This is a genomic window from Photobacterium carnosum (genome assembly GCF_002849605.1).
Taxonomy (GTDB): domain Bacteria; phylum Pseudomonadota; class Gammaproteobacteria; order Enterobacterales; family Vibrionaceae; genus Photobacterium; species Photobacterium carnosum.
The window spans coordinates 133,626-151,980 of sequence record NZ_NPIB01000006.1 but is presented as its reverse complement, the minus strand read 5'-3'; the positions used below and the strand labels follow the sequence as shown (position 1 = coordinate 151,980).

Genomic DNA, 18,355 nt, shown 5'->3' with positions numbered 1-18,355 from the left:
AGGTATTAGATAATCACTTTTAATTAATGGAAGTATTTGAGAGGTTTTGTAATGAGCGATGTTAATTTGCCGCTGACTTTTTCTGATGTGGCTGCGAATAAAGTGAAAACGCTTATCGCTGAAGAAGAAAATCCAGAATTAAAACTACGGGTATATATTACTGGTGGTGGTTGTAGTGGGTTTCAATATGGCTTTACGTTTGACGAAAAAGTCAATGATGGCGATATGACGATAGAAAATAACGGTGTGACATTAGTTGTTGACCCAATGAGTTTACAGTATTTAGTCGGTGGTGTTGTTGACTATACTGAAGGCTTAGAAGGTTCACGCTTCTTTGTTAATAACCCGAATGCAACCACAACATGTGGTTGTGGCGCGTCATTTAGCGTTTAGTGCGTTGAGCATTATGTATTATAAAAAGCCGTCTATTGACGGCTTTTTTTGTTAGTAACGATCAATGTTGGTAATGATCAAGAATGAAAGCAATATATTAGCTTTGAGGTAATAAAATGGCATTTTTAGCTAATAAATGGCTGTAACTGTTAACTTGTTCAAGTTGCTTACTCGCTTGTTGTTTAAACACGGTTTGAGCCGAGCCTGCAAGCGAATGCGCTTGGGGTAAATCTACCGTCCGTGGGTTTTGATGGCTACCGTTGACTAGAAATTCATAATGTAAATGAGGACCGGTGACGCGCCCCGTACCACCGAGAGTACCAATCGTTTGTCCTTGCTTTATTCGTTGTCCTGTTTTGACCATCCGTTTAGTCATATGAAGGTATTTAGTGACATAGTTGCCATTATGACGAATAAAGACATAGTTACCGTTAAATTGGTTATAGCTTGATTCCATAACCATGCCATCACCCGCAGCCCAGATTGGTGTGCCCACAGGAGCGACATAATCAGTGCCACGGTGAGCTTTGACTTGTTTGGTTACCGGATGTAGTCGACGCGGATTAAAGTTAGAACTGACATAACGGAAGTTAATCGGGGAGCGTAGAAAGGCTTTACGCATTGCTAGGCCATTTTTATCATAATATTTACCGTCTTGATGGCGTACTGCAGTAAATGTTTGTCCCATATTGGTAAACGTGGCGGCAAGAATATTACCGTGATCAATTGCATTCCCATTAAGGTAATGTTGCTCAAATAGCACCTCAAATTTATCGCCAGCGCGAATATCGAGTGCAAAATCAATATCCCATCCAAACAGCGCGGCTATTTCCATGATTTGATTGGCTGTTAATCCCGCTTTATCTGCCGCACTCCAAAAGTTAGAGTTAATGGTTGCTTGAGCATAGTTAGCTTGGGTTTCAATCTGCTGTTTATCAATAGTTGCGCTAAAATCATCGTTATGATGTTTACGCTTTACCATTAAGGTTTCAAGATTATTTAATGGCTGATGTAATTCAATCAGTTGACCTGAACTGTTAAAGCCAAAACGCAAATTATCCCCTGGATTTAATGCGATCAGCTTTTTAGTTTTATTATTGGTGGTAACGACTTGATGTAATAGTCCACTATCTAAGCCTACTTTATCAAACGCGACGGCTAAGCTCTCACCATTTTTGATGGTGTGTGTTTTCCATACTAATGGAGAGTCTGCTAGCGGTTTGGTGGCTATCACTGATGTTTGAGATAAAACGAGCGGATAGTGTTGACCTAATTGATACGTAAACTCAGTTTTAGTGGGTGGCTCTGCATAAATATCAGGGGCCATAATGAGGGCAATAATCGCACTACTGATTATCCCTATCAGTATTTTATTTATTTTTGGCATACGAGGTGATGAGCTTCCATTCATTATGAGAGTAAATAAAAAACAAATAATATTGAGTGTAACGGCTTTCAATATCAGGTGCTATTGAAGTTAAAATAACCAATGTTGTTTTTTATAAATTTGTCGGAATGACCGAAAATAGTTACTTTTACAGCAGCGTTTAGTCATTACTGATTCTGTTGTAAAAAGTATTCTTATTTATTGAGAGCGGTTTTTTTTGAATAGGTTCATTTTAGTAAGCTTAATTTTTAGCTTTGATCGTTAGAGTCTTCATTAAATTCAGTCTATCATCACAAATCAACCCTTATTTTTCTGACATAGACTGACTAGCCATGGAATCGATTCAACATATTATTACTGAACTCACGCCATTGCTGCAGCAATATGGTTATTATATTTTAGCTCTCGCGATTGCGGTTGAGGGCATGGGGATCCCTGCGCCAGGACAGTCATTATTAGTCGTGGCAAGTTTATTAGCGGCATCAGGAAAAATGTCATTACCTGCAGTACTGATGGTTGGCTGGGGAGCTAGCTTTATTGGTAATAGCATCGGCTACTTTATTGGACGTCAATTTGGTCACGTGCTAACTCACAAGCAATGGATTAAACCTAAAACATTAACCAAACTGCATGGCTTTATTGATCGCTATGGCATGTTAGGACTGATTATTAGCCGTTTTGTCGAAGGCATTAAACAATTCATGTGTATTGGCTGTGGTATTGCCGCCATGCCCGCAAAATTATTTTTTACAGGAAACTTTTTAGCGGTAACCGTCTGGTTGCTTGTGTTTGGTGTTGCGCCTGCTTATTTACGTGATGAAGTTGCGCCTATTTTAGCGTTTTATCATAAATATCAAACGCAATGTTGGGTTGTCGTCGCAGTGATTATTATCGCAATAATATGGTTGGTTTACCGCCGTTTTCAGCGTAATAGAGTTGTGATTGAAAAATAAAAGTCTGCTATTTGAATGATAAAAAAACCGCCAGTATTTAACGCGAAAGAGTGTTAGCTGGCGGTTTTTTATTATAGACGTGTGATCGTTGTTTAGTTAATTACGCAGAGCAAAAGTAGGTAAAGAAAGATTCCAGCGAATAGCGGCTAAACGAATTGATAAGGTAGTAATAATCCCCATGATCGCTGCCATCGACGGTAGGACACCCAGAGATAAACTAAGGGTATGAATGGTACCGCCAATAATACAAGCCGTAGCATAAACCTCTGTGCGGAAAATCATCGGTACTTCACGACCTAAAACATCACGAATAACTCCCCCACCACATCCAGTGATCACCCCCATAATAACGGCCACTAATGGCGATGCACCATAACGTAATGATTTCTCAACGCCAATCGCAACAAACACAGCAAGTCCAATTGCATCGGCTACGGGTAAAAAATACCATGGCATTCGTTGTGGTCGTTGAGCGGCTATCATAGTGATAACGCAAGTAATAAAAATCACCCATAAATAGTTGGTATCGTGGATCCAAAAAACCGGTGTTGCCCCTAATGCCATATCTCGAATAGTACCACCGCCAATCGCCGTTACACTGGCAAGAACGACGACACCAAAAGGGTCCATGCGTAACCGTCCAGCCATAAGTACACCTGATGCAGCAAAAATGGCAGTGCCAAACATATCGAGAAAATAAATAAGCATCTCTGTTCCTGCAAGAATAATGAAGTTGAGTTAAGCGGCAGAGATTGTACAAATAAATACGTAACGCACAACAGTAATAAAATGCTTTGTGACGTTATTCACAGGCTTTATATCCATACTGTGATTAGTGATCATCTCGTACTTGATTGAGTAATCCACAGACTTGTTTAATGGCAAGTAATGTTCGTGGTGTTGGTCTATTTAACCAATTAGTATTAAGTCGGTAAAGATGGTGTTGTTTTATTGCAATTAGTTGGTGTTGCCATTGCGCCCATAATTGTTGAGTGTCAGCGATTGGTTGAGCACTAAATATCACTTGAGGTTGACGAACAATCACTTGCTCTTGGTTAACTTGTGGGTAGGCCACACTGCTATTTGCAAAAATATTTTCGCCACCACAAAATTGAAAAATCTGACTTGGCCAGCCACTATCGGCAACGGTCATTAACGGCGTTGAACCTAATTGATAAAAATAGCGTACTTTAGGTTTATTGTGATTGGTTATTTTTAATTGTTGTAACTGATGTCTAAATTCAGTGGCAGCTTGCTGTGCAGGTTGTGGTGAATCGGCATATTGCCCCAGTTGTTCTAATGTCTTGGGAATATCGGCCAATGTTTTTGGGTTTGAATAGAGTATTTTAATCCCCAGTTGTTCTAAACGGGCTAATTCTCGGCTAGGGTTGCCGCCTTGCCAAGCTAAAATCAAATCAGGTTTTAGGGCTAAAATACGCTCCATTTTAAGACCGCGATAATTTGCCACTCGCTCTAATTTTTTAGCTGCGGGAGGATAATCACTGTAAGCACTGGCGGCAATGAGTTTATTTCCTAATCCAGCCGCATAAGCCATTTCAGTGGTATGAGGCGATAAACTAATTACACGTTGTGTTTGTTGGGCTAACGTTGCCGCAACGCTAGGTGTAATGGTACTTATAACGAATATAAGTAAACATAAGAATCGCACTATAAAACTCCATAAAAAAAATATAGTAATAAACTTTCAACTGCGAGCCACACATAAAGGCGTTGCGTTATGAGTTGTTGTATTTGTGCAAGATGCAGTATCGCCGAGAGACAAGGCGAGCTAATAATCGTTGTTATGAGTGGTTGACCCGTGCGGTAATTAATAATGCTAGACGGTGCCAGATACACAATAGATGTAATGTAGAGGGGATGGGTAATAACCAATGTAGTAATAAAGCTCCCCATAAAGCGAGCAGGGAGCCATTGGTTGTTAATGAGGCGATAAATGCCGAAGTTGTTATCAGTAGTTATCATCTCATTGATGTTATTAGTTTAACAATTCAACCATTTTAGCAACCATTACAGAAGAACTCTGTGCTGCAAGTGGCAGGAACTCATCAAAGCTCATTGGTGATTCTTTGTCTGCAACATCAGAAATTGCACGAACAACCACAAATGGAACCTTGAATTGGTGACAAGCTTGCGCAATAGCAGCGGCTTCCATTTCAACCGCAACCACTGTTGGGAAATGGGTACGGATGAAGTTTTGTTTCTCAGCTGAACATACAAAAGCATCGCCAGTACAAATCAAACCACGAACCGCGTGGGGTGGTTGTGGCAATGCTGCTAGTGCTTGTTCTGCAACAGACATTAATTTTTCGTCAGACAGGAAAGCGGCAGGTTGTTGTGCCATTTGACCGATTTCGTAACCAAATGCTGTTACATCAGCATCGTGGTAACGTACTTCAGTTGAAATAACCACATCGCCTACGTTTAAGCTTGATTCAAAACCGCCAGCAGAACCGGTATTAATCACTACATCAGGCTTAAAGATTTCAAGTAAAATAGCTGTACCTACTGCTGCGGATACTTTACCAATACCTGATTGTAGTAATGCTACGTTCGCACCGTTTAGTTTACCAGTGTAGATAGTACAACCTGCTGTATTATGGGTTTCACAGTCAGTAAGTTGATCTTTAAGGATGGCAACTTCTTGTTCCATCGCGCCAATAATGCCGATTTTCATGAATGGTATCTCTTTATTGATGAGGTGCACTTGCCGTGCTGATATGGCTAAGATTGTAGCATGAGCCATAATCATTATTCCAAAACTCTCGTCTAAACACTGTTAACCGTTGTAACGTCACAGCAGTTATTAGAGATAACTGCTGTGTTGATAACACGTGTTAATGGAGAGGTCAGTTACAGGTTTAAATAATCGAGAATACCATCAGCGGCTTTTCGACCTTCATCAATGGCAGTGACGACTAAATCAGAACCACGCACCGCATCACCACCAGCAAAGATCTTTGGGTTTGACGTTTGGAAAGCAAACTCAGTGTCAGCCGCTTTAATTCGACCCCATTGATCGAGCTCGACATCATAAGGTGTGAGCCAAGGCATGGCGTGTGGTTGAAAACCAAATGCCATAATCACCGCATCAGCCGCTAAGACATGTTCACTGTCGGCAACGGGTTCAGGGCGTCGACGACCCGCAGCATCAGCGTCACCTAAGGCGGTTTTTACGACTTTAACGCCAATCACGTTACCTGAACTATCAACCTCAATACCTAATGGTTGCAGGTTAAACATAAAGTTAACCCCTTCTTCTCGCGCATTTTTCACTTCACGCTTCGATCCTGGCATATTGGCTTCGTCACGACGATAAGCACAAATAACGTTGTTTGCGCCTTGGCGAATTGAGGTACGAACACAATCCATTGCGGTATCACCACCACCAAGGACGACAACCCGTTTGCCTTGCATATCAATAAACGGTTGTGGTTGTGTAAGCGCCATCACTCGATAAGTGTTAGAGACTAAGAACGGTAGCGCATCGTAGACTCCGATGGCATTTTCGTTATCTAGCCCTGCGCGCATATTTTTATAGGTGCCGACCCCTAAGAAAACCGCGTCATAATCAGCGAGCAGAGTGTCAATGCTGATATCTTTACCCACCTCAGTATTAAGCTGGAACTCAACCCCCATTTCACTAAAGACACGACGGCGATTGACCATAATATCTTTTTCTAATTTGAACGAAGGAATACCAAACGTCAATAAGCCGCCAATTTCAGGGTAGCGATCAAACACCACTGGTTTTACGCCGTTACGTACCAGCACATCAGCACATGACAGTCCTGCTGGACCTGCGCCAATGATGGCGACTTTTTTATCAGTGAGTTCAACGCCTGACATATCGGGTTTCCACCCCATTTCAAACGCTTTATCAGTAATGTATTTTTCAACATTACCGATAGTGACCGCACCAAAATCGTCATTAAGGGTACATGCCCCTTCACATAAGCGATCTTGTGGGCAAACCCGACCGCAGACTTCTGGCAGGGTATTGGTTTGATGCGATAACTCTACCGCTTCAATAATTCGGCCTTCATTAGCAAGCTTTAACCATTGTGGAATGTAGTTATGCACGGGGCATTTCCACTCACAATAAGGGTTACCACAATCGAGGCAACGGTCTGCTTGTGCTCCTGCTTGTTGCTCTGTAAAGGGCTCATAAATTTCGACAAACTCGATTTTTCGAATTTGAATCGCTTTTTTAGGTGGGTCGATACGCTCGACATCAATAAATTGGTAAACATTCTGGCTCATTTGGTTTCCCTCCCTTATTGTGCCTGAAGACGTAGTTCAGATTCTGAACGACTTTGATGGCCTAACAGCGTATTGATATCCGCTGACTTTGGCTTCGCAAGATAGAATTTTGGTATCCATTGGTCAAAGTTAGCCAAAATTTCATTAGCACGGGTTGAGCCTGTTTCTTGCAGATGACGATCAATTAATCCGCGTAAATGTTCTTGATGGATTTTGAGTTGATCAAGTGCGACTGCTTCAATTAACTCAGGGTTTACGCGTCCTGTAAAATCACCATCTTCATCTAAGATATACGCAAAACCACCCGTCATTCCGGCACCGAAGTTCACCCCTGTTTTACCTAAAATAGCCACAATACCGCCCGTCATGTACTCACACGCGTTATCACCAGCCCCTTCTACTACCGCAATCGTACCTGAGTTACGCACCGCAAAACGCTCGCCTGCTTTACCTGCGGCAAATAACTTGCCGCCTGTTGCACCGTATAAACAAGTGTTACCGATAATGGTGGCATCACTGGATTTAAACGCTGAGCCGAGTGGTGGACGAATAGCAATCTTTCCTCCCGCCATGCCTTTACCGACATAATCGTTAGCATCGCCGGTTAAATTAAGGTTTAAACCGCCCGCATTCCAGACCCCAAAGGATTGCCCCGCCGTACCGATAAAGTGGAGCGTGATCGGTGTTGAAGCCATGCCTTGGTTACCATAACGAAGGGCGATTTCACCGGATAAGCGCGCGCCAATTGAACGATCGGTATTACAGATAGGGAAGTGATAATCACCGCCGCTGCGCGTTTCTATGGCGCTTAGCGTATGTTCTAGTAACTGCTGGCTTAACTGTGCATCATCAAATGGACTATTGGTTTCACTGTAATACACGGTTTTGCCAGCATGTGGTGTTGGTGCAACTAATAAAGGACTTAAATCCAGTTTTGATTGTTTGGCAGTAAAGCCCTCAAGTTGTTGCAATAAATCAGTGCGACCGATTAAGTCTATTAATTGTTTAACCCCAAGTTGGGCTAACAATTGACGAACTTCCTCGCCGACACCGATAAAGTAATTCATTACCTGTTCTGGCAAGCCTTTAAAGAAATCTCGGCGTAGTTTTTCATCTTGAGTCGCAACGCCCGTTGCACAGTTGTTTAGATGACAAATACGCAGATATTTACATCCAAGCGCCACCATTGGCGCAGTGCCAAAGCCAAAGCTTTCTGCCCCTAAAATCGTTGCTTTAACGACATCTAGGCCTGTTTTTAAGCCGCCATCCACTTGCAGACGAATTTTATGACGTAAGCCATTCGTCACCAATGCTTGTTGGGTTTCAGCCAATCCAAGTTCCCACGGGCTACCCGCATATTTGACTGACGTAAGTGGACTTGCGCCCGTACCACCGTCATAACCTGAAATAGTGATTAAATCGGCATAGGCTTTGGCAACACCCGTCGCGATAGTGCCGACGCCGGGTTCTGATACCAGTTTGACAGACACCAAGGCTTTTGGATTGACTTGCTTGAGATCGAAAATTAGCTGCGCCAGATCTTCAATCGAATAAATATCGTGATGTGGTGGCGGTGAAATTAAGGTCACCCCAGGTACGGCAAAGCGTAACTTGGCAATTTCTGTGGTGACTTTATGCCCCGGAAGCTGACCGCCTTCACCGGGTTTTGCCCCTTGCGCGACTTTAATTTGGATTACGTCAGCATTGACTAAATAATGCGGAGTGACGCCAAAGCGACCGGAAGCTACTTGCTTAATGCGTGAGTTACGCTCAGTACCAAAACGGCGTGGATCTTCACCACCTTCACCTGAGTTGGAACAGCCGCCTAAACGGTTCATCGCAATCGCTAAGGCTTCGTGTGCCTCTGGGCTTAGCGCGCCAATCGACATCGCTGCTGAGTCAAAGCGCTTATACAATTCCGTTGCGGCTTCTACGTTCTCAATCGCAATTGGATTGTGGTTATCCGTTAAGGTCAATAAGTCACGAATCGCAGCCACTGGGCGGTGATTTACTTGCTCTGCAAAAACAAGGTAATCTTGATAATCACCAGATTTTACTGCTTTTTGTAGCGTCGAAACCACATCAGGGTTATAAGCGTGGAACTCGCCGCCATGAACATATTTAAGTAAACCGCCGTGATCAATCGGTTTGCGTTTTAGCCATGCTGTACGTGCAAGGTTGTGCAAGTCTTGTTGAATATCACTAAAATCAGCGCCAGCAATACGGCTTGAAACCCCTTTGAAACACAGTTCAATAATGTCATTACCTAAGCCAATCGCTTCAAATAACATTGAACAACGGTAAGAGGAAATGGTTGAGATGCCCATTTTGGACATGATCTTAAACAGGCCTTTATTGATCCCGTCGCGATAATTAGTCATCACTTCGCGGTATGGCTTATCAATCACCTTACTATCAACCATTTTTGCTAATGATTCATAGGCAAGGTAGGGGTAAACCGCCGTAGCGCCAAAACCAAACAGCACTGCAAATTGATGCGGATCGCGTGCGGTAGCGGTTTCAACCACAATATTGGTATCACAACGTAAATTGTTATCGACTAATCGGCGTTGAATGGCACCCACTGCCATCGCAGCTGGAATGGGTAGAGTATCTTTGCTGATGGTGCGATCGGATAACACAATCAGAACTGCACCTTGTTTGACTAACTGCTGCGCTTTATCACAGAGGCTGACAATGGCTTGCTCAAGATCCGTTTGTTGCGGGTCAAAATTAATATCAAGCTGGTTGCTGGCATAGTATTGCTGATCGAGATCGAGTAACTGTTTGAAATCAGAATAGAGTAAAACGGGTGATTTAAATGCCACTCGCTGAGCATGACTGTCGGTTTCACAGAACACATTAATCTCACGGCCAATACAGCTCGCAAGGGACATCACATGTTTTTCACGCAAAGGATCGATCGGCGGGTTAGTCACTTGCGCAAACATTTGACGGAAATAATCGGTGATTGGGCGCTGTTGCGATGACAATACTGCCATCGGTGCATCATCACCCATAGATCCTGTGGCTTCTTGACCATTTTCACCAATAACCCGCAGCACTTGATCGAGTTCTTCACGGCTGACATTAAATTGTTTGTGGTGAGTATTAAGCTGATTGTCATCCAAACTACGTTGGCTTATATGGCTATCATCTAACTGTTCAATGGGCACTAAATGTTGAACATGAGTATCCATCCATTGCTTATACGGATGGCGGCTCATCAGTTCGTTATCAATATCTTGTGAATGCCAGATTTTGGCGAATTTTGTATCGATAACCAATAACTCACCGGGGCCGACACGGCCTTTTTCTGCCACTTCATCAGGGGTGTAATCCCAAATGCCGACTTCAGAAGCGATGGTGATCAGTTTATCTTTAGTGATCACATAACGCGCAGGGCGTAAGCCATTACGATCAAGGTTACACGCCGCGTAACGACCATCTGACATTACAATGCCTGCGGGGCCATCCCATGGTTCCATGTGCTTGGAGTTAAAATCATAAAAAGCACGTAATGCGGGATCCATATCAGGGTGATTTTGCCATGCTGGTGGCACGAGCATTCGCATCGCACGAAAGAGATCCATACCGCCGGCTAAAAACAGCTCCAGCATATTATCAAGGCTGGATGAATCAGATCCGGTTTCATTAACAAATGGCGCTGCTGTCTTTAAATCAGGTAATAATGGTGAACTAAATTTATAAGCGCGTGCGCGTGCCCATTGACGATTACCGGTAATGGTATTGATTTCGCCATTGTGGGCTAAGTAACGGAAAGGCTGCGCTAATGGCCATCGTGGCTGAGTATTGGTTGAAAAACGTTGGTGGAATAAACAGATTGATGACTCTAATCGAATGTCCCCTAAATCTTGATAAAATTTAGGCAGATCAGCGGGCATGAATAACCCCTTGTAGACCGTAACTTGGGTTGAAAGGCTACAAATATAGAAATCTTTATCGTCTGTAATACGTTTTTCAATTCGACGCCGAGCAATATAAAGCCGACGTTCAATGTCCCGTGGTTTCCATCCTGCTGGGGCATTGATAAACACTTGTTCAATGGTTGGCAGTGATTGTTGGGCAATCGGACCGAGAACACTGGCGTTGATCGGCACTTCACGCCAACCTGCAATGGATAAGGTTTCGGTGATCAACTCTTCGTTGATAATTTCACGTGCATGTTGAGCGAGGACAGGATCTTGACTGAGGAATATCATTCCTACTGCAAATTCACGCGATAAATTCCACTGCTTTTCTGCGGCAATAATACGATAAAAATTATCAGGTTTTTTAATTAATAAACCACAGCCATCGCCAGTTTTCCCATCCGCAGCAATTCCTCCTCGATGAGTCATGCGATCGAGGGCAGATATTGCGGTACGAACAAGTTTATGGCTAGTTTCGCCTTCAATGTGGGCGATAAGACCGAAGCCACAGTTATCTTTTTCTAGTGATGGGTTATACAGTGACATTGCAATTCTCCCTTGCTCCTGTTTGCTGTAAACAGTTTTACTGCAAAATGGAAATCAAGATTGATCGCGCATTTTGCCTCCTACGACATTTCAAATTAACGACAATTTACAAAAAGGTCAAATATTGCTAACAAATGATATTTATAACCATTAACTGGTTTTTATTAACCTTAACTGTCTGAAATAAAATTATATTCATTACAGCTGTAAGTTTTTTCGAGTGTTAATTAAGGGTTAGTTACTGTGTTTTTAGATTAAAAAATGACTAAATTTGGTGGGTTACGAGGTGGGATGTTATAAATTTGTGTAATAAAATAATCGTCTGAGCTGTAATCAATAAAAAGCCAGCGTTAATGCGCTGGCTTTAAATTTTTCAGTTGAATCAAATAATAATAAAGATTACGAAAGCATCAAAGAATTCGCTTTCGCTTCGAGATGGGAGTTACCCATCAAGTAGTTATCAATTGACCGTGCTGATTCACGACCTTCGTTAATACAACGAACCACTAATGATTGTCCGGTTCGCATATCACCTGCGGCAAATACGCCAGCTTGGCTGGTGGCGAAATTCTGAGTGGTAACATTACCGCGATCATCGAGTTTAATATCCAACTGTGCTAACACGCCTGTTGGCTCTGGGTGTAAAAATCCCATTGCTAGAAAGGCCATATCACAAGCGATGATGCGTTCAGTTCCTGCCACTTCTTCAAAGTTTGGTCTTGCACCGGGTTTTGCTTCTTGCCATGCAATATCAGCGATTCGTAACCCTTTAACATTGCCATTACCATCATCAATAAATTCTTTGGTAAGAATATTCCAATAACGATCACAACCTTCTTCATGCGATGTCGAAGTTTTCATGATCATCGGGTATGACGGCCACGGTTGGTTGGCAGGGCGTTGCTCTGGCGGCAATGGCATGATTTCAACTTGAGTAATACTTGCCGCACCATGGCGGTTGGAAGTACCGACACAATCTGATCCTGTATCACCACCACCAATGACAACGACATGCTTATCTTGCGCATGCACTTCAGCTGTTTTGAGATCCATATCATTTGCACGGCGGTTATTTTGGGCTAAAAAGTCCATCGCAAAATGAACCCCATTAAGCTCACGCCCAGGAATAGGTAAATTACGCGGGACAGTTGAACCGCCGGTTAGCAAAATAACATCAAATTCTTGGCGTAACTGTTGGGCGTTAATATCGACCCCAATATGAGCATTGACTTCAAATTTCACACCAGCTTGCGCCATCAGGTCAATTTTACGATCAATAATATCCATTCCAAGCTTAAAGTCAGGAATACCAAATCGCAGTAAACCGCCCACTTTTTCATCGCGCTCAAACACGGTAACAGTATGACCTGCACTGTTTAATTGTTCAGCGGCAGATAACCCCGCAGGACCAGAACCGATAATGGCGATGGTTTTACCCGTCCGCGAACGTGGAATTTTAGGTTTGGTGTAACCGTTACGATAAGCGGTTTCAACAATAGTTTTTTCAATATTACAGATGGTGATTGGATCTTGATTGATACCAAGCACACAACCACTTTCACAAGGGGCTGGGCAGACGCGACCGGTAAATTCTGGGAAGTTATTGGTTGAACTTAAAATGTTCCACGCTTCTTCCCAGCTATCACGGTAAACCGCATCATTAAATTCAGGAATAATATTACCAATCGGACATGCGTTATGACAAAAAGGTACACCACAATCCATGCAACGTGATGATTGTTCTTGAATTTTGTCACCAAATTCTTCGTTAAGAACAAATTCTTTGTTGTCTTGAATACGAACGCTTGGATCTAACTTACTTGGCAGTTCGCGCCCAAATTCTAAAAATCCCGTAGGCTTACCCATTGATGGCCTCCAACGTTTCCTTGTTGTGAGCGGCAGCTTGACGCTGTTGTAGTACGGCTTTGTAATCCCTTGGCATCACTTTCATCATCTGTTTGAGATTAGCCTCAAAGTTAGACAAGAACAGTTCTGCGACCGTACTACCCGTTAATTCAATATGTTTGGTTAACATATCGAGCAATAATTCTTTATCTTCAGTTTCAATAGGATCAAGGTCGACTAATTCAGCGTTGAGCTTGGTTTCAAAATCCCCAAATTGATCCCACACATAAGCGACCCCGCCACTCATGCCTGCGGCAAAGTTACGTCCGGTTTGACCCAGAATAACGGCTACACCGCCTGTCATGTATTCACAGCCGTGATCGCCAATGCCCTCAACGACAACGTTAGCTCCTGAGTTTCGAACACAGAAACGTTCACCTGCAAGGCCGCGAATATAAGATTCGCCAGAAGTCGCGCCATAGAAACAAACATTACCGACCACAATATTATCTTCGGCAATAATATCGGATTGACGATCAGGGTAGAGCACTAGCGTACCGCCAGAAAGGCCTTTACCCCAGTAATCATTGGCATCGCCTTCGACGGTAAAGTGGACCCCTTTTGCAAGGAAAGCCCCAAAACTTTGACCAGCAGAGCCGTTAAACTTGACCGTCATTGGCAGTGGTAAGCCTTGGTCTTTATAGACTTTTGATATTTCATTAGACAGCATAGTGCCGACACTACGATCAGTGTTGATGATCGGTAGTTGTGCCGTTATCGCTTCACCATCACTTAATGCGGGTTGTGCTAATCGAATCAAGGTGCGATCCAATACGTTTGCTAAACCATGATCTTGTTGGCGTTGGTTATAAATGCCATCTTCAGCACGTGGCGGTTGAATGTGCAGTACTGGGCTAAGATCGAGGTTTTTGTATTTCCAGTGGCCGATATCATCACGCAATTTAAGCTTCTGCGCTTGGCCGACCATTTCATCAATGGTACGGAAACCAAGTTCAGCCATCACTTCACGTAAACCTTCACCCATGTATTGGAAGAAGGTGACGACATCTTCTACACGACCATCAAAGCGCTCACGGAGGGTTTTATTTTGAGTCGCAATCCCAACTGGACAGGTGTTTTTATGACATTTACGCATCATGATACAGCCTTCAACCACCAGTGCTGCGGTTGCTACGCCCCATTCTTCAGCGCCGAGTAAGGTCGCAATGGCAAGGTCACGTGGGGTTTTCATTTGCCCATCAGACTGCACTACTATTCGGTTACGTAAACCATTTTTAAGCAGTGTTTGGTGGGTTTCAGCTAAGCCAAGTTCCCATGGTAAACCGGTGTGGCGAATTGATGACATTGGTGATGCACCAGTACCGCCATCAAAGCCTGCAATAAGTACAACGTCGGCTTTGGCTTTGGCAACGCCTGAAGCGATGGTTCCAACACCCGCTTCTGAGACTAATTTGACATTAACGCGACCGTCACGGTTAGCATTTTTTAAATCAAAAATCAGCTGGGCTAAATCTTCAATAGAGTAGATGTCGTGGTGAGGTGGCGGTGAAATCAAGCCGACCCCAGGGGTTGAGTGACGGGTTGCGCCAATCCAGTCATCGACTTTGTCGCCGGGTAGTTGTCCGCCTTCACCGGGTTTTGCGCCCTGTGCCATTTTGATTTGCAGTTCAGCAGCATTGGTGAGGTAATATGAGGTAACCCCAAAACGACCTGATGCCACCTGTTTAATCGCTGAACGTTCCCAATCGCCGTTATCTTTTTTATCAAAACGGGTAGGGTCTTCACCTCCTTCGCCTGAGTTAGATTTAGCGCCAATGCGGTTCATGGCTACAGCTAAAGTAGAGTGAGCTTCATAAGAAATCGAACCAAAACTCATTGCACCCGTTGCGAAGCGCTTGAGGATCTTCTCAAGTGATTCAACCTCTTCCAGTGCAATTGACGCGGCTGGATTGTTGACAAAATCTAACTGACTACGCAATGTCGCGGCATTGTCACCTTGATCATCAACCGCTTTGGTATATTGCTTAAATTGAGCATAATCTTTGTTACGGGTTGATTGTTGTAATAATGAAATCGTTTCAGGGTTAAACAGGTGCTTTTCACCGCGTTGTTTCCACTGATAGACACCGCCCACGTCAAGGATTTGTAATGGGATTTCACGGGTTGGGTAACCAACACGGTGACGTACTAGTACTTCTTGAGCAATATCATCGATGGTTAACCCTTGAATACGGGTAACAGTACCGGTGAAGTATTTATCAACCACGGATTTGCTGATACCCAGCGCTTCAAAAATCTGTGCGCCATGGTAAGACTGCAACGTTGAAATTCCCATTTTAGAGAAGATTTTTAGTAGTCCGCCGTTAATCCCTTTACGGTAATTATCAAATAAAGTATCGGTTGGCAGCTCAGGGTCAAGTTTACGTTTATGTTGTAAATCAACCAGTGTTTCAGTGACTAAATAAGGGTTAATCGCATTGGCACCATAACCAATAAGAGTCGCAAAATGGTGGGTTTCACGGGCATCACCGGTTTCAACCACAATGTCACATTTAGCGCGTAAACCTTTGCGGATCAGGTGATGGTGAACAGCGCCCACGGCAAGCATCGCGGGGATGGCGGCATGGTTAGAGTTAACCGCACGATCCGTTAAAATAATGATTGAATAACCATCAATCACCGCATCTTCAGAATACTGACAGATACGCTTTAAGGCGCGATCAAGTTTGCCTTGTTCACCACTGGCTCGAAACACAATATCCAATGTTTTTGATTGCAGATGTTCGTTATCAATTGCGCGAATTTTTTCTAACTCAGCGTTTGATAGTACCGGTGATTCAAGTTCGACTTTATGGCAATGCTCAGAGGTTTCTGTCAGTAAATTCTGATCTTTACCAAGGTAGGTATTGAGTGACATCACCATTCGTTCACGGATAGGATCTATCGGTGGGTTGGTTACCTGTGCGAACAGTTGCTTAAAGTAATTCGATAAGTGTTGTGATTGGTGTGACAACACCGCTAATGGCCAGTCGGCACCCATTGCGCTAAGTGGTTCATAACCTGTATTGGCTAACGGTACGATAATATCGTTAACTTCTTCTGAGCTAACGCCAAAAGCTTGTTGATGATGCAATAAACGCTCAGGGGTTGGCTGGTGGTACATGTTGTCAGCATCTGGCAGTGTTTTTAGTGTCAGTAAATTATCTTTGATCCATTGCTCATATGGCTGTGAGGTCGCGATACTATCTTTGACTTCTTCATCTGAAATAATACGACCTTGTTCAAGATCGGCAACGAAGATGCGCCCCGGTTGTAAACGGCCACGGAACTGAATATTTTCTGGGGCAATTTTTACCACTCCTGATTCTGATGCCATGATCAGGAAATCATCTTTAGTCACGGTATAGCGTGATGGACGTAACCCATTACGATCTAGGGTTGCACCCACTTGTACGCCATCAGTAAAACAGATAGACGCAGGGCCATCCCACGGTTCCATAATATTGGCGTGGTATTGATAAAAAGCGCGTCGCTTAGGATCCATGCTGGTGTTTTCTTGCCATGCTTCAGGGATCAACATCATCAAAGCATGCGGCAAACTACGGCCAGAAAGCACTAATAGCTCAAGTGCCATATCAAAGTTGGACGAATCTGAACTGCCTTCCTGACAAATTGGCAGCAACATACTGATTTCTTGGTGGCTAAATAAGTCAGATTCAAGAATAGCTTCACGGGCTTTCATCCAATTAAGATTACCGCGCACGGTATTTATTTCACCGTTGTGGGCAATGTAACGGAAAGGTTGTGCTAATCGCCAGCGAGGAAAAGTGTTAGTTGAAAAACGGGAATGAACTAACGCTAAGGCGGTTACCATTGCTGGATTGTGTAAATCAAGGAAGTATTGTGGTACTTGGGCAGTTGTTAACTGACCTTTATAAACTAATGTTTTATAAGACAGTGAGTTGATGTAGAAATCATCACCAATATTAGACACGCTTTCTAAGCAGACGCGTACGGTATAGTTACGTAATACGTAAAGTTTACGTTCTAATACGGCGGGATCTAAATTGACGCCACCGGTAATAAATACATGTTCAAATTGAGGTTCAGTACTTAGTGGATCTTCGCCGATCATTGAATTATCAACCGGAAGTACACGGTAACCAATAATTTCTAGATCAAGACGTTTGGCATTGCGCTCAAGAATATCACGACATTGCTGACGTTTATGTTCGTCTTTAGGGAATAACACCACGCCCACACCATATTGTGCAAAAGCGGGTAATTTCATCCCTAGCTTAACGGTTTCTTCTAATAAAAATTCGTGGGGTTTTTGCAGTAAGATGCCGGCCCCATCACCACTACTCGGGTCACAACCTTGACCACCACGGTGCTCCATACGCGCAAGCATATCGAGAGCTTGGGTGACAATTTGGTGAGATTTACGGTTTTTAAGGTGGGCAACAAAGCCGATACCACAGGCATCGTGCTCTAATTCAGGCACATAAAGTCCCTGAGCGTTATGCTCTTGAGCTGTCATAGATACATCCTTCCAGTTACATCAAGCCATATTCCTAAGACTTGGTTATCCCTAATTTATTTGCACAATCAATGTACATTGAGATGGACTCCTGTCCTGTATCATTGAGAGCGTGTTTATGACGATGAAATTGGTTTTATTCACAAACTTAATGCTGTTGTATTACGGTTAACTGCCATAAACACGTTACTTATGGTTCAATAACCAGATTAATCACGTCAAAATAGCGTAATTGCAGGGCTTTTTTTGTTTATAAATTAAACGCAAGTGTAACCATCCTACAATTTTGATACATTAATTACCAATAAAAATTAACATAATCAATGTATAAATGAAGCCTGTTAAAATGTAATTATGTTGTTTAAATGAGTGCGTAAAGTGATGACGAAACCCCATAGAGAGGGCGTTCTTTGTTTTAGCACAATCTACGCTATGGTGATTGATGATATGTTGCGGC

General features: G+C 43.2%; 10 protein-coding genes. 2 read left to right on the top strand and 8 right to left on the bottom strand.

Going from position 1 to position 18,355, the window contains the following annotated elements:
- Nucleotides 1-51: 51 nt before the first annotated feature.
- Nucleotides 52-393, top strand: coding sequence for an iron-sulfur cluster insertion protein ErpA (erpA, locus tag CIK00_RS07650; RefSeq protein ID WP_045036017.1), 342 nt, complete (start codon nt 52-54; stop codon nt 391-393).
- Between the two features lie 97 nt (nt 394-490).
- On the opposite strand, the gene CIK00_RS07645 is transcribed toward erpA, so the two are convergent.
- A complete protein-coding gene (locus tag CIK00_RS07645) occupies nt 491-1,780 on the bottom strand; it encodes a peptidoglycan DD-metalloendopeptidase family protein (protein ID WP_233426544.1) in 1,290 nt (429 codons plus the stop codon).
- Nucleotides 1,781-2,112: 332 nt separating this feature from the next.
- Between CIK00_RS07645 and CIK00_RS07640 the strand changes: the two genes are divergently transcribed.
- Nucleotides 2,113-2,733, top strand: coding sequence for a DedA family protein (locus tag CIK00_RS07640; RefSeq protein WP_101768303.1), 621 nt, complete (start codon nt 2,113-2,115; stop codon nt 2,731-2,733).
- 96 nt (nt 2,734-2,829) lie between these two features.
- On the opposite strand, the gene CIK00_RS07635 is transcribed toward CIK00_RS07640, so the two are convergent.
- The 7 genes from CIK00_RS07635 to gltB (CIK00_RS07600) form a co-directional block, all read right to left on the bottom strand.
- Nucleotides 2,830-3,441: a trimeric intracellular cation channel family protein gene (locus CIK00_RS07635; protein ID WP_101768302.1), complete on the bottom strand. Its 612-nt coding sequence runs from the start codon at nt 3,439-3,441 to the stop codon at nt 2,830-2,832.
- A 124-nt stretch (nt 3,442-3,565) separates the two neighbouring features.
- Complete coding sequence (gene btuF, locus CIK00_RS07630) at nt 3,566-4,402, bottom strand: vitamin B12 ABC transporter substrate-binding protein BtuF (protein WP_101768301.1); 837 nt, start codon at nt 4,400-4,402, stop codon at nt 3,566-3,568.
- Between the two features lie 327 nt (nt 4,403-4,729).
- Nucleotides 4,730-5,428: a 5'-methylthioadenosine/S-adenosylhomocysteine nucleosidase gene (gene mtnN / locus CIK00_RS07620; protein ID WP_045039538.1), complete on the bottom strand. Its 699-nt coding sequence runs from the start codon at nt 5,426-5,428 to the stop codon at nt 4,730-4,732.
- Between the two features lie 176 nt (nt 5,429-5,604).
- Entirely contained in the window at nt 5,605-7,014 is a 1,410-nt protein-coding gene (locus CIK00_RS07615; RefSeq protein WP_101768300.1) for an FAD-dependent oxidoreductase, read from the bottom strand.
- Between the two features lie 14 nt (nt 7,015-7,028).
- Nucleotides 7,029-11,492 (bottom strand): glutamate synthase large subunit, encoded by a 4,464-nt coding sequence (gene gltB, locus CIK00_RS07610; protein ID WP_101768299.1) that lies wholly within the window; start codon nt 11,490-11,492, stop codon nt 7,029-7,031.
- Nucleotides 11,493-11,891: 399 nt separating this feature from the next.
- Nucleotides 11,892-13,358, bottom strand: coding sequence for a glutamate synthase subunit beta (locus CIK00_RS07605; protein ID WP_101768298.1), 1,467 nt, complete (start codon nt 13,356-13,358; stop codon nt 11,892-11,894).
- The gene (gltB, locus tag CIK00_RS07600; protein ID WP_101768297.1) at nt 13,351-17,898 is read right to left on the bottom strand and encodes a glutamate synthase large subunit; all 4,548 of its coding nucleotides are present in this window, start codon (nt 17,896-17,898) and stop codon (nt 13,351-13,353) included. Before gltB (CIK00_RS07600) ends, CIK00_RS07605 begins: the two co-directional genes overlap by 8 nt.
- Nucleotides 17,899-18,355 lie beyond the last annotated feature (457 nt).